Annotated in this window: 13 protein-coding genes; 6 read left to right on the top strand and 7 right to left on the bottom strand. The window is 34.1% G+C overall.

What is annotated here, in order from left to right; all coding sequences use genetic code 11:
- Positions 1-22 precede the first annotated feature (22 nt).
- Positions 23-460, bottom strand: coding sequence for a hypothetical protein (locus tag IPN31_07630; GenBank protein MBK8681758.1), 438 nt, complete (start codon positions 458-460; stop codon positions 23-25).
- Positions 461-582: 122 nt separating this feature from the next.
- Between IPN31_07630 and IPN31_07625 the strand changes: the two genes are divergently transcribed.
- From IPN31_07625 to IPN31_07615, 3 genes are read left to right on the top strand one after another with little or no spacing between them, the layout of a single operon-like run.
- Positions 583-2811, top strand: coding sequence for a hypothetical protein (locus IPN31_07625; GenBank protein MBK8681757.1), 2229 nt, complete (start codon positions 583-585; stop codon positions 2809-2811).
- A gap of 8 nt (positions 2812-2819) precedes the next feature.
- On the top strand, positions 2820-3614 hold the full coding sequence (locus tag IPN31_07620) for an SDR family oxidoreductase (GenBank protein ID MBK8681756.1): 795 nt from the start codon (positions 2820-2822) through the stop codon (positions 3612-3614).
- A gap of 37 nt (positions 3615-3651) precedes the next feature.
- Positions 3652-4707 (top strand): VOC family protein, encoded by a 1056-nt coding sequence (locus IPN31_07615; GenBank protein ID MBK8681755.1) that lies wholly within the window; start codon positions 3652-3654, stop codon positions 4705-4707.
- On the opposite strand, the gene IPN31_07610 is transcribed toward IPN31_07615, so the two are convergent.
- Both IPN31_07610 and IPN31_07605 read right to left on the bottom strand, forming a co-directional pair.
- Entirely contained in the window at positions 4704-5204 is a 501-nt protein-coding gene (locus IPN31_07610) for a hypothetical protein (protein ID MBK8681754.1), read from the bottom strand. The two genes, IPN31_07615 and IPN31_07610, sit on opposite strands and share 4 nt — an antisense overlap.
- A 66-nt stretch (positions 5205-5270) precedes the next feature.
- Positions 5271-6953, bottom strand: a complete 1683-nt coding sequence (locus tag IPN31_07605; protein ID MBK8681753.1) for a hypothetical protein — start codon at positions 6951-6953, stop codon at positions 5271-5273.
- 84 nt (positions 6954-7037) lie between these two features.
- Here IPN31_07605 and IPN31_07600 point away from each other — a divergent pair, with 84 nt between their 5' ends.
- A complete protein-coding gene (locus tag IPN31_07600) occupies positions 7038-7874 on the top strand; it encodes a hypothetical protein (GenBank protein MBK8681752.1) in 837 nt (278 codons plus the stop codon).
- Positions 7875-7925: 51 nt separating this feature from the next.
- Here the strand turns inward: IPN31_07600 and IPN31_07595 are convergent, their stop codons facing one another.
- Positions 7926-8342, bottom strand: a complete 417-nt coding sequence (locus IPN31_07595) for a hypothetical protein (GenBank protein ID MBK8681751.1) — start codon at positions 8340-8342, stop codon at positions 7926-7928.
- Between the two features lie 28 nt (positions 8343-8370).
- Positions 8371-9210 carry an alpha/beta hydrolase gene (locus IPN31_07590; protein MBK8681750.1) on the bottom strand — a complete coding sequence of 280 codons (840 nt, stop codon included), beginning with the start codon at positions 9208-9210 and terminating at the stop codon, positions 8371-8373.
- A 68-nt stretch (positions 9211-9278) separates the two neighbouring features.
- Here IPN31_07590 and IPN31_07585 point away from each other — a divergent pair, with 68 nt between their 5' ends.
- Together IPN31_07585 and glpK are read left to right on the top strand one after the other, a co-directional pair.
- Positions 9279-10340 (top strand): endonuclease/exonuclease/phosphatase family protein, encoded by a 1062-nt coding sequence (locus IPN31_07585; GenBank protein ID MBK8681749.1) that lies wholly within the window; start codon positions 9279-9281, stop codon positions 10338-10340.
- 7 nt (positions 10341-10347) lie between these two features.
- Positions 10348-11832: a glycerol kinase GlpK gene (gene glpK, locus IPN31_07580; GenBank protein MBK8681748.1), complete on the top strand. Its 1485-nt coding sequence runs from the start codon at positions 10348-10350 to the stop codon at positions 11830-11832.
- A gap of 162 nt (positions 11833-11994) precedes the next feature.
- On the opposite strand, the gene IPN31_07575 is transcribed toward glpK, so the two are convergent.
- Together IPN31_07575 and IPN31_07570 are read right to left on the bottom strand one after the other, a co-directional pair.
- Entirely contained in the window at positions 11995-12885 is an 891-nt protein-coding gene (locus tag IPN31_07575; GenBank protein MBK8681747.1) for a T9SS type A sorting domain-containing protein, read from the bottom strand.
- The gene (locus IPN31_07570; GenBank protein MBK8681746.1) at positions 12882-13637 is read right to left on the bottom strand and encodes a hypothetical protein; all 756 of its coding nucleotides are present in this window, start codon (positions 13635-13637) and stop codon (positions 12882-12884) included. Before IPN31_07570 ends, IPN31_07575 begins: the two co-directional genes overlap by 4 nt.
- Between the last annotated feature and the right edge of the window lie 3 nt (positions 13638-13640).

Here is a 13640-nt window from a genome sequence, read left to right as displayed (position 1 = left end):
AAAAATGTAAGAGTTAAGATTGTTAAACGGTGGAAGGAAATTTCACAGTCATTACATAATTGATACCCGGAACTGCATTATCAGATTCTAGAACTTTTCCTTCCAGAGATTTACGAATATATTCGGTGAGTAAATTATATCCACCACTAATTTGCACAATATGAATACGCTTTAAATCATCCACAGTAAATACAATGGTGATATTTTTATTCACTGCATCCAGAGATTTATCTAAAGGAAATTTTAAGGAAAGCTCGTCCTGATTAATGGAACTGCTATTTTGTTGTTGTTTAGAATCGTCGTTTTGAGCTTCTATTGTATTGCACCCTAAAAGATAAACCGTGCTGAATGAAATTGCAGCAGTAAGTACAATAGATAATAGATATGAGGAATTAATTTTCAAGGTTGTTTTAAAATTCCATTGTGAAAATACTAGAAAAATATTTCTTATTAACTGCATTTAACGATATTTAACTGTAAAGCGATTATCCTGTACAAAAAGTTACAATAAGTTTGAGAAATTTCTAATTCAATTATTACATCCCTAAAAAACCATCCACCTTTCATTTGTAACTTTGCAACATGCGTCAAAACACAAATATGAAATTTTATAGCACACTAATTTTAATCATTGCTTCACAAGCAATGTTTAGTCAAAATGCAGCCATTTGGCCAAAAACTATTAATGTTGATGATGGCAAAGTTGTAATTTATCAACCTCAACCTGAAAGCTTTGAAGGAAACAAACTTACGGGAAGAGCAGCCGTGGCTGTTACTCCAACAGGTGTAAAGGATCCAGTATTTGGAGCTATTTGGTTTGATGCCGTTGTAGAAACTGATAGAGAAAATAGAATTGTAACTATTACTTCGTTGGCTATTCCAAATTTAAAATTCCCTGATAATCCCGACGAAAAAGTATTAGATGCAATCAGGCAAATTATTCTCGAGGATTCCAAAACCTGGACTTTAGATATTTCCTTAGATCAATTGTTAGCTACATTGAATGTGGAAGAAAATCAGAAAATGTTGGCGAATGATATTAAAATGGATCCCCCAATAGTGATATATACTGATACCCCTTCTGTATTGGTAACCTTTGAAGGAGAACCCATTTACCAAAAACTGGAAGGAACTGAAATAAAGCGGGCAGTAAATACACCTTACCTTATGCTATTGAATCCCGATGACAAAAAATATTATCTCAGCGGTGGAGATTTATGGTTCAGCTCTGCTGATGGTTTGAATGGTTGGGAAAATATTAGCAGTCCACCAAAAAATATTAAAAAAACAGCTGATGATATGATTGGTGAAGACAGTGTTAATGTTTCTAAACAATCTACCATACCGCAAATCATTATTGCAACAAAACCTACGGAATTAATTCAAACAACTGGAGAAGCAAGCTATCAAAATATTGCCGGAACCGAATTACTTTACGTTGAAAATACAGATAACCAAATTTTCATGGATATCAAAACCCAGAAGCATTATTTGCTTTTAGCCGGACGTTGGTTTACATCACCAACACTGAAAGGTTCTTGGGAAAGTTTAAAAGCTGAAAATTTACCTGAAGATTTTAAGAAGATTCCGGAAGGCTCAGAAAAAGATATAGTGCTTGCAAGTGTTCCCGGAACAAAGGCAGCAGAAGAAGCAATTATGGATGCACAAATTCCTCAAACTGCAGTGGTTGACAGAAAAACAACTACTACTTCGGTGGAGTATGATGGTGCTCCTGATTTTGAAGATGTTGAAGGCACTGACATGGAATATGCTATAAATACATCATCAACGGTAATTAAAAGCGATAAAATATATTATGTAGTGGATGATGGTGTTTGGTTCGAATCAAAATCACCGGAAGGTCCCTGGATTGTTTCCGATGAAAGACCGAAAGAAGTAGATGATATTCCGCCAAGCAGCCCGGTATATAATGTGAAATATGTGTATATATATGAATCCACTCCCGAAGTTGTTTATGTGGGATATACTCCCGGATATACAGGAAGTTATATTTATGGAGGTACTGTAGTTTACGGAACCGGATATTATTATCAACCCTGGTATGGCAGTTATTATTATCCGAGTCCAATGACTTATGGATTTAACATGACTTATAATCCTTATGCCGGTTGGTCGTTTGGCTTTGGATTCAGCTTTAATTATTATTACCCGCATTATCACCATCATCATCATCATGGCGGCTTTTATGGACCACCACATCATTATCCCAACCATTATTCACATTATAATAATGGTTACTATGGACCAAACAAAGGTGGTTCGTCAAATAACAATGGAGGTGGCAGCAGGGACTATAATCAACCTCAGACTAAAGATATAAATCGCTCATCAAACAACTTGTATAAAAATCATGACAAGGGTGTAAAAACACCTGATAAGAGTGCATCTAACAAAGGAACCATTTCAAACAATAACAATAATCAATCAACTAAAAAAGGTGGCGCTAATACCACAAACAAAACATCAAATAAAAATTTACCAAAAAACAATGTATATTCTGATAAGCAGGGAAATGTCTATAAGAATAATGGAAATAATCAGTGGCAAACAAAGGATCCAAGTTCCAATAAATGGGTAGATCCAAATAAGAGCTCCAATACAAAAAATTCTTATAATCAAAACAAGGGCTCTTTAAATCAATCTGCTTCTGATAGAAACCGAGGATATCAGAATTATAATAATTCAACAAAAACCCCAAGTACTAACCGTGGTGGTTCTGCCGGTGGCGGTGGATATAAAGGCGGTGGAGGCGGTGGAAATAGAGGTGGCGGTGGAGGCGGCCGACGGTAGTGAAAAATTTGAATGGAAAAGTAGTTTGGTTAACGGGTGCATCCGGTGGAATTGGAGAAGCATTAGCATATGCATTGGCAAAGAAAAATGTGCGTTTAATTTTATCTGCCCGACGAGTAGTTGAGTTACAAAGAGTTTGCGATAAATGTCGGGAATTAGGTGCCGATGCACACGTATTATCCTTTGATCTTGCAGGTGTACATATACTACCACAAATTGCAGAAAAAGCATTGGCAATTTATGGTCGAATTGATTTGCTTATCAATAATGGTGGTATCAGCCAAAGATCGAAAGCTATAGAAACACCGATGGAAATTGATCGTCGAATAATGGATATTAATTATTTCAGCAGTGTAGCATTAACCAAAGCATTATTACCTCACATGCTACTTCAGGGTGATGGAATGATTGCAGTGATGAGCAGTTTTTCGGGTAAATTCGGATGGAAAGAACGCACCGCTTATGCCGCTTCAAAATTTGCATTACAGGGATTTTATGAATCATTGCGTGCAGAGCTTTTTGATAAGAATATCAAAGTTTTAATTATTAGTCCGGCAAGAGTAAATACAGATATTTCTATCAATGCAATTAAGGAAGATGGAAGCAAACATGGAATTTCCGATCCCGCACAACAGAAAGGTTTATCTGCGAATGTGGTTGCTAATAAAATTGTAACCGCAATTGAAAGAGATAACAAAGAATTGATGATTGCGCAAGTAGAATGGATTGCATATTATCTGCGCAAATTTTGTCCTTTTATGTTTTACAGATTAGCCGCTAAAGTAGATCCCAATAAAGATTAATTTTTATTACAATTTTTTATAATAAATCAAGTAAAAGATGGAGCCAATAATTAGCAGTATCCAACAAATGGGAATAGGTAATCCTTATGTGCATGAAGCATGGAAATGGTATCGCAAAGTGTTTGGTATGGATACTAAAATTTTTGATGAAGCCGCCAAAGCAAATCTCATGTTGCGTTATACCGGCGGCATGCCGCATAAACGACATGCAGTGCTTGCAGTAAATATGAATGGTGGAGGCGGTATGGAAATATGGCAATATACAAGTCGCAAACCGGTGAGTGCAGATTTTGAAATTCAATATGGTGATCTCGGAATTTATGCATGTAAAATAAAAAGCAGAGATATCAATGCATCCTTTGCACATATTAAAAATGCAGGTGCTGAAATTCTCGGCGAGATTTCAGAAAATCCTGCCGGCCAAAAACATTTTTTCTTAAAAGATTTGTACGGAAATATTTTTGAAGTAATAGAAGCAGATGATTGGTTTGGTAAAACAAAATTAAGTACCGGTGGCGTGTATGGTGCAATGATTTGTGTGAGCAATATGGAACAATCACTTATGCTTTATCGTGATTTACTCGGCTTCGATAAAGTTATTTACGACAGCAAAAATAATTTTACAGATACTGCAGTTTTACCTGGCGGTAACACAATTTCTCGCAGAGTGTTACTTGCACATAGCAAACCCAGAAGTGGACCTTTTGCTCCACTGCTCGGCAACAATACAATTGAGTTAGTTCAAATAGATGGACGCACACCAAGAAAAATATTTGAAAATCGTTTTTGGGGAGATATGGGTTTTATTCATTTATGTTTTGATGTGATAGGCATGCACGAATTAGGAAAACGTTTTGCTGCAAATGGTTTTCCATTTACTGTTGATAGCGGCGCATTTAATATGGGTGAAGCAGCAGGACATTTTACTTATATCGAAGATCCGGATGGCGCTTTAATCGAATTTGTAGAAACACATAAAGTGCCGATACTTAAAAAATTCGGTTGGTATATTCATTTGAAAAAACGGGAACCTGGTGCCGCTTTACCGAAATGGATTTTAAAAGCAATGGGATTAAATAGAGTGCGTGATTAATTATTATTACGCACTGTAGAAGGTGCAATTCCTAAATTAACATCAATTGTTTTATCAGGGAAATTTTCAATCAATCCAATTTTTATTATTGCCATATGATGCACTGCATGATCAAAGGCATACATCACCTCACGACCTATAGTGCTTTCAATAATTTGCGCTTCATTAATTCCATTGGTGGAAAAATTTTGACTCACTTTTATATGTGTTTCCGTATTTAAGTTTTTTAAATCAGAAACTAATGCATCAATAATAATTCTTGCATACACAGTATTTTCTTCTAATTGTAAATCTCTTTCCCGAGCGTCATAACATACCACATTATTATCTTGTGGATTAATAACACATTGGTAAAAATTAATAATATGCCTTACATGTTTTCCAATGGATGCATTATGCAAAATGGATAATGGTCTACTATACTCCTGATTACTGAGGTTAACCAACAATGCACTCACCTGATTTAAAGAATTTCCGGCAGCTTCAAATAATTTCATGCGGCAAAATTATGCAACTCGTTGTAATGAAGTTTTAAAAGTTTTTCTATCGCTATCAATTCTATCTTATTTTTCAAGTTTAATATTGTTAACGTAACTTAAAATTGAAAATATATTTGTGAGAAATCTGTAGTAGGCAAATGGCTGGTGCCCTTCTAAATATTGTTTTGTAAAACTTACTAACTCCATATTATTAAATGCATTTGTTTTGTTATTCATTTCAAATGCATTTAAAAACCACTCACTATGATAATTTTTTATCCATGTATCATAATCGGTGAAATATAAAGTATGCAATTGCCGGTTAGTAATTTTATTGATAAGCACCTTCGAAATATGTTCTGCCCTTGCTGCTTTTACCAGCAGTTTAGAATACACAGAATTACCTGCTGCATATTGATTATTCAAAAGCACTTTACTTAAATATATATCTCCATCTTTCACAATTTGTTTTTGAATATCACCATTGATTTTTAAATGCGCCGGAACATCTGGCAACATTTTATAAATCTCTCTGGAGAAATAAGGATTAAATATTTTAAAATACTTAGCTGCAAATCTGGTTGTAACGCTATTAAAGTTTCGACGGTGATAATAAAAATCAGCCAACGCCACATACGAAGATTTATCTGGAGCTAATTGTAACTCATTATAAATAGATTGATTCAATTCTTCCTGCACTAATTTTTCATTTTTATTAAATACCGGAATCCAAACTTTCACTTGTGATATTTTTCGAATACCATCGGCCATCTCATCTATAGAAATTTCAGAAGGTAAGCCCTGAGGCAAATAATAAGTCCTCAATAATTCGCCGCCAAAGGAAGAAAAAAATACTTCAGCCTGCTGTTGTTGTTTGGTATAAGACAGCACGGCATGCGCATGAGATAATCCATTTAAAGAACCTTCATATCCATCATTAACTACATTCGCTAATTCAGGAATAGATTGAATAAAATCAGCACTATTTAAATCGTAGAAATTATGTGTGATACCAAAATGCTTTGCAATACCTGAGGCTACTTTCACATCATTGCTCTTTGCAAAACCATGTGTATATAATTTCAATTTTTCTTTTCCGGTTAATGCAGCAGCAAGTGTTGCCCGGCTATCCAACCCGGCAGTTAATGCCAGTGAAATAGAATCAGAAAGTTGTAATCCTTTTTTTACATGACTATTAAAAACTTCTGCAATTTCATTTACTGAAATATCTTGCCCTTGTCTTTTCGGGTAATCCCAATATGATTCTACATCTTCTTCAATTGCATTTTCATTTTTACTAAAAGAATAAATTTTCCCTTCCGGCAAAGTGCTGATTTCTTTAAATATAGTTTTGTTGCCTATCGTATTATTTATACATGCTAATTCCAGGATTGAAGTTTCATTAATAGTTACACTTATATTATTTTTCAATTGAACAATAGAATCAGAAATAAGTATTTTTTTCAACGACCTGAAAATATATAAGCAAAACAATCTATATGGATCCGTATATACTTGAATGCTATTCTCTTTTTTATTGCAAATAATTATTGAAGCCGCACCTTCAAAAAAATTTTGCAAAGCACTTTTTAAATCTTTATAGTTTTGAAGTTCATTTACATCTATCCAATGTACTTTTGTGCTATCAAACAAACTACCATAAATAATCAAACATATATCATCATTCTCCAACACTTGCTGTTCCCGATTATTAGTACGGCTATTTAGAATCTGAATTCCTGATTGTATATCTATTTGAATTAACATTTTGGCCGAACTAATATGATATATGGTTGTTCTTAGTCTATTTTAAATCCTATTTTTGAATTTCTAAAATCTAAAAAAGTAAATATGCAAAATCGAATTACAAAATTCACATTAATTCTTTCAATTATTTTTTCGGGAGTGATTGCAAATGCACAAGCCCCTATTGATGGTTTTTATCCCGGCAAAAATAATGGAGCAATCGCTGTTTCCGGTTCTTTTGAATCTTACGATGAATTCTTTCTCGGCGATGGATCCGAAGCCAATTGGGCGGACGATTATAACACAAATACAATTGGCATCTATGGTACTTACGGCATCACTGATAAATTTGCAGTAGCAGTTTCTGTTCCTTACATAATGATAAACACAATGAATTTTAATGATGAGGAAGTGAATAGAAAAGGAATTCAGGATTTAGGATTATATGCGAAATATAAAGTAATTAATGCCCAAATAGGTAACTTGAATTTAAGTGTTTCACCTGCACTTGGATTTAGTACTCCGCTTTCGAATTACGTAGTTGACTTTTATGGTATTGGTCAACATGCAACAGCGGTTGATTTGCGTGCAATTGTTATGGCTACTTTTAATAACGGTCTTTTTGCGGAAGCACAAGGAGCGGGTTTAGTGCGTTTTGATCCTGCACCAAGTGGTTCTCAATTTAATTTTAAAGCGGGTTATTTCAACTCAAAATTTTATGGTGATGTATTTTATGCGATTCAAAGCATTCATGGTGGCGAGGATTTACCTAACCCTTCAGATTTTAAAGCGTTGGGTGTAAGCTATAGCAAAGCAGGTATTACCTTGGCTTATAATATATTTGATATGCTCGGAATTTATGTGGGTGGTGCAGTAGTTTTAGATGGAGAGAATGTGGGAAAATCAACCCGATATAATGGCGGTGTTGTTGTAAGATGGTAAGTAGAAAAAAAAATTTTATTAAAAGGGATTCAATTGATTGAATCCCTTTTTTTATATCTGCTCATCTCCTATTTGCAATTCTTCTATTGTTTTATATTGCGATGGTTTATTCATCAACATTATAATAGCCATCAATATATAGAGATATAAAAATATACGATTATTGGTGAGCATAAGAAAAGTTAAATTCAGAAAACATGCAACATCAATTAACATCATTTTAATTAAAAATGCAGTGCGCCACATATCTAATTTTTTATCCGTTGCATCATTTTCTTGAATACGATTTATTCTGGATTTATACAATATGTAGCCGGCAGCAACAGCAGAAGTTGAAATAAAAGCTGAAACATATAACAACATATTATTAGAAGAATCCAATGTTGCCATTTCCCCTTTCAAGATTAATACAATCACTAAAGCAAACATGGTATGTCCTAACATGATTGCATAGAAGAGGATGAGCATCTGCGAAAATTTTGTTCCTAAAGAATTTTTATTCATGCTGCGTCTGTTGGTTTAACCAATGTATAATATCATTAAACAATTGCTGTTTCTCTGGTTCATTATGTAATTCATGATACAGTCCTTCATACTCGTTATAGGTAATTATATCCGGCCGTAATGCTGCTAACTCCTGGCTTGCAGTATGATCTGTTATTTTATCCGCATCACCATGTGCAAGAAAAATAGGTTGCGAAAATTGTTGTGCATTGTTTATAATTTTTTCACCATGTTCCATAATCTCAAAAAATGCAGAAGACGAAATTTTACCATGTACTAATGGGTCTTTTTTATAAGCTGTATTTACTGCGTTATCATGTGTAAGTAATTCAGCAGCTAATCCGGTAGGTTGTTGTAACGTTGGAAAAACATTGCGCAATATTTTTCCAATTGTTCTTTTCCATTTCGGTGGTTCAAATGCAAGTCGTATCCAAGGCGATGTTACAATACAACCATTGATTTGATATTTACCAGACAACAAATAATTTAAAACTATATTTCCTCCCATGCTATGACCATATAAATACACCGGCTTTCCGGGATGGCGATTTTGTAATGCTTCTACCAACATATCCGCCGCTTCAATGTAATCCTGAAAGGTATCAATATGTCCACGCCTACCTCCTGATTTTCCATGCCCGGGCAAATCAATATTCATCACAGCATAATGATGTGCACTTAAAAAATCAGCAACATGATTATAGCGACCACTATGATCCGACTGACCATGAATAATTCCAATTGTGCCATAAGGATCATCGCTGTGTTCCGATAATTTTGCATAAATAGAATATTGTTTTGAATGCGGCCATTCGTATGTGTGTTGAATCATTTCACTAATCTTGTTTTAATTTGAAAAACTTAATTTCACAATAAATGTAAGCAGTAGAAATGAAACTTATGAAACTACTTGTTCGAATAGTGCTCTTATTACTCATTGGAGCTATAATATTTTTTGGTGGATTAATTCTTTACGGCACCATCACAGATTATCGTCCGGCACCGGGAGAAGAAGAAATTGTTGACATCTCCGGACATGGCTCTGCAATCGGAAATACGGATACTATTTTTAATTTATTGAATTGGAATATCGGTTATGGTGGATTGGGAAAAGAAAATGATTTCTTTTATGATGGTGGGAAAACCGTGCGCTCACTTCGGGATATTTGGGATAAAGATTTTGCAGGAATTCTATCTACTATTTTAAATAATGATTCTATTCAATTTTATCTTATTCAGGAAATTGATCAGAGTTCTAAAAGAAGTTATTTTATTAATCAATATGATTCTATTTTTAATTCTTTAAATCATGTTACGGCATCTTTCGCAATGAATTATAATGTGAATCATGTTCCTTTGCCTTTTACAAATCCATTGGGAAAAGTATTAAGCGGTGTTGCTACTTTTAGTGATTATCTTCCTATTGAATCAATACGATTTCAGTATCCCGGAAAATTTCCATGGCCTACCAGAATCTTTTTTCTTGATCGCTGTATGTTGTTAAACAGATATGCATTGCGTGGAGGAAAAGAATTGGTTGTAATCAACACACATAACTCTGCTTATGATGAAAGTGGTGTTGTAAAAAAACAGGAAATGGATTTTCTGAAAGACATTATTATTGAAGAATATAATAAAGGAAATTATGTAATTGTTGGTGGTGATTTTAATCAATGTCCTCCCGGTTTCGATCCGCAAACTTTTGGTAAAATGGCGGAAGGTGAATTTATTCCTCCTGCTATTGAAAATGATTTTATGCCGGAGGGTTGGACTTGGGCATATGATCCCACTACACCAACAAACAGACATTTAGAAACACCATTGGATGCACAAACTTTTAAAATTATTATTGATGGTTATTTATTATCGCCAAACATAGAAATGCTCAGCGTAAAAACAATTGATCAAGGATTTGATTTCTCCGATCATCAACCTGTTGTGTTACAAGTGAAATTAAAATGATTGCAATATGCCTTACATTTTAGCAATAGATTCGGGAACCACTTCCTCCCGTACTATTATTTACAATGAAATATTTCAGGAAGTAGCAAAAGCACAACAGGAATTCACACAACTATTTCCAAAACCCGGTTGGGTGGAACATGATGCAATGGAAATTTATAATTCGCAATACAATACTATTTGGGATGCAATTGAAAATTATAAAATACCGATTTCTGAAATTGCTTGTATCGGAATTGCAAATCAAAGGGAAACAATTGTGGTGTGGAATAAACAAACAGGCCTTCCAATATATAATGCAATTGTTTGGCAAGACAGACGCACAAGTGATTATTGCGAAGCATTAAAAAAAAATGGTAAAGAAAATATTATTACAGAAAAAACCGGGTTGAAAATAGATGCATATTTCAGTGCATCAAAAATAAATTGGATACTCAACAATGTTTCCGGAGCAAAACAAAGTGCAATTAATAATGAATTGTTATGCGGCACAATTGACACTTGGTTAATCTGGAAATTTACCGAAGGGAAAGTGCATGCAACAGATGCAAGCAATGCAAGCAGAACTATGTTGATGAATATTCATACCTGCGAATGGGATGAAGAGTTGTTGCAAATATTCAATATACCAATTGCGATGTTACCACAAATAAAAAATTCGTCGGATACATTTGGTGATGCAATAATTTATAACAGTAAAATTCCGATAACAGGTGTAGCGGGCGATCAGCAAGCGGCATTATTTGGTCAGCAATGTTTTGAAATTGGCAGCAGTAAAAACACGTATGGCACCGGATGTTTTATGTTGATGAATACAGGTGAAACGGCAGTGCATTCAAAACATAACATGCTTACAACAATTGCATGGAGAATTAATAATAAAACAACTTATGCATTAGAAGGCAGTGTGTTTATTGCAGGTGCAGTTATTCAATGGTTGCGGGATTCGTTGCAGATAATTAATACCGCAGAAGAAACAGAAAACATAGCTGCGCAATTACAAGATAATGGTGGCGTATATTTTATTCCTGCTTTCACCGGATTAGGTGCGCCACATTGGAATCAAGATGTACGAGGTACTATTACAGGATTAACAAGAGGCACCGGCAAAGCACATTTGGTACGGGCTGCATTAGAAAGTATTGCTTACCAGGTGCGGGATGTATTTGATGCAATGCAACAAGATGCTGGAATTACATTACAAGAATTAAAAGTGGATGGTGGTGCATCAGTAAATAATTGGTTGATGCAATTTCAAAGTGATATTTTACAAACACCAGTAATACGCAATCAATATTCTGAAAGTACTGCTTTGGGTGCGGCTATGCTTGCAAGTATCAGCACAAACTCTTATTCGCCATCCTCATGGCAAAATTTTTCTAAGCAACAATATACTTTTTCACCTCAGATGAATATAATGCAAACAGAACAATATTATAGTGCATGGAAGAGTGCGGTAGCTAATGCAATTAGAAATAATGTTAATGATTAAAAAATTTATTTGAAATTGGTATTAGTATCTTTTTCTTCAGTATCAATAAATGTTCATGAATCATGAACACACAGAAATAATGAACAAAAAGAATATTCATCTTAAAAATATTTGCAGTCCCCTATTCTAACATTCATACCGAAAAAAAATTAATGCAAAATTTTATTGTAAGATAATTTTTTCACTTTGAATTATTACTCCATCTTTTAAAAAAGCAGCCACATATAAACCGGATGGTAGTGTTTGAATATTAATTATGTTTTCTTCATTATTTATGAGTGAAGTTTCTAAAAGTATTTGACCAAGCGTATTATATATTGCGAATGTAAATGCGTTGAAATCAAGCATATTACTTAAAACATAAATTGTATTTTCTGCCGGGTTGGGATAAACAGAAAAATTATTTTTTATAATAGGGGTATCAATTCTAACAGTTGAAAGATCAAATGCTACTAACCAAGCATCTGTGTCATCATCAAGATCAGGATTTATATGTCCGCAAGCGATATCGTAATCGGGTAAAACATCAGGTACTTGGCATTGACCGAAGAAATACAAAAAGTTATTTGCATAAAGAATTATTCCAGGTGATGGTGTTACCTTATAAGTATATTCTCCATTAGGGTTTGATCCTCCAAAATTTTTACTCCATAGCAAATTAAAGTTAGAATCAATAGCAAACAACCAATAATCATCTTCTTCGCCTGCATTGTAATTTTCAGGTAGATCATAATCATTAGAATTACTGACTCCAAACAAGTAAAAATTATCTTCTGAATCATTAATAATTTTATAAGCAATATCATTTTTACTGCCACCATATTGGTACATAGAATTTAAAATTAGATTGGTATCTAATAAAGCAATCACCCCTTCTCTTAGTAAATGTCCTGATGGTGCTGGGTACAATTCAGAACTTGCATTTCCTACACTTCCCACCAAAGTTTTATTTTTATAATGTATTACAGTTCCACCAAAATCTAACAAATCATCTTCTGCAGATATACAATTTTGCTTAAGTATATTCCCTGAAGTATCAATATTAATTATCATTCTTTTTTCAAATCCTCCGTTTCGCAATCCATAAAATCAAAGTCATAAGAGGCACCATAAATTTGTATTTGAGTAACGCTATCATTTAATATTAAAGAATTACCAATTGGAAATTCATAATCACTTCCTCCTATTACTTTAACCCAGTATATATCACCCGAATTATTTGTTTTTATAATAATAGCATCAGTGGTAAACCCACTTCCATGATTATATGGAATATCACCTCCGGAAGAATAGCTGGCACCTGTAATTAGATAATCACCATTGGTTAATTCAAGAAAGGAAGTAAAAGTCTCTACTCCACTGCTCCCATAACATTTGCTCCAAAGAAAATTTCCATTTAAATCTGTTTTCACAAGTAGTATATCAGCATGTCCATGATTACCCGATGCAATGCCTGTATCTGCTAATGTAGCTCCGCATAATACATAACCATCACTTACTTCGAGAATTTGTTCAAAAGCAAGATTTGCTACACTTTTTTGCCAGACTATATTCATGGCGGAATCAAACTTCATTAATCTTCCATACGCTTGTAATGTATCCAGATAATCACCATCTGCTGCTCCATAAACGACATAAGCAGCAAAGCCTCCATCACTTGTAGTAATCGCATCTGTAAAAAAGTCGTAACCACTTGTTCCATAACACCTCTGCCATGCTATCTCCGGTCCGGTGGGTACTTGTGCATTAATAGTAAAAGCAATTGCAAGTAAAAATGTGGTGATATAATATTTTGCTTTTTGCATAGT

It is taken from the genome of Bacteroidota bacterium (genome assembly GCA_016715425.1).
Lineage (GTDB): Bacteria > Bacteroidota > Bacteroidia > Chitinophagales > BACL12 > JADKAC01.
Note: the sequence above shows the minus strand (reverse complement) of the source record. Positions and strands in the feature narration are given on the sequence as shown.

Excerpts from the sequence above, each read along its gene's own strand:
- IPN31_07630 (MBK8681758.1), bottom strand. The coding sequence starts at position 460 with ATGCAGTTAATAAGAAATATTTTTCTAGTATTTTCACAATGGAATTTT.
- IPN31_07625 (MBK8681757.1), top strand. The coding sequence starts at position 583 with ATGCGTCAAAACACAAATATGAAATTTTATAGCACACTAATTTTAATC.
- IPN31_07615 (MBK8681755.1), top strand. The coding sequence starts at position 3,652 with ATGGAGCCAATAATTAGCAGTATCCAACAAATGGGAATAGGTAATCCT.
- IPN31_07610 (MBK8681754.1), bottom strand. The coding sequence starts at position 5,204 with ATGAAATTATTTGAAGCTGCCGGAAATTCTTTAAATCAGGTGAGTGCA.
- IPN31_07605 (MBK8681753.1), bottom strand. The coding sequence starts at position 6,953 with ATGTTAATTCAAATAGATATACAATCAGGAATTCAGATTCTAAATAGC.
- IPN31_07600 (MBK8681752.1), top strand. The coding sequence starts at position 7,038 with ATGCAAAATCGAATTACAAAATTCACATTAATTCTTTCAATTATTTTT.
- IPN31_07595 (MBK8681751.1), bottom strand. The coding sequence starts at position 8,342 with ATGCTCATCCTCTTCTATGCAATCATGTTAGGACATACCATGTTTGCT.
- IPN31_07590 (MBK8681750.1), bottom strand. The coding sequence starts at position 9,210 with ATGATTCAACACACATACGAATGGCCGCATTCAAAACAATATTCTATT.
- IPN31_07585 (MBK8681749.1), top strand. The coding sequence starts at position 9,279 with ATGAAACTACTTGTTCGAATAGTGCTCTTATTACTCATTGGAGCTATA.
- glpK (MBK8681748.1), top strand. The coding sequence starts at position 10,348 with ATGCCTTACATTTTAGCAATAGATTCGGGAACCACTTCCTCCCGTACT.
- IPN31_07575 (MBK8681747.1), bottom strand. The coding sequence starts at position 12,885 with ATGATAATTAATATTGATACTTCAGGGAATATACTTAAGCAAAATTGT.
- IPN31_07570 (MBK8681746.1), bottom strand. The coding sequence starts at position 13,637 with ATGCAAAAAGCAAAATATTATATCACCACATTTTTACTTGCAATTGCT.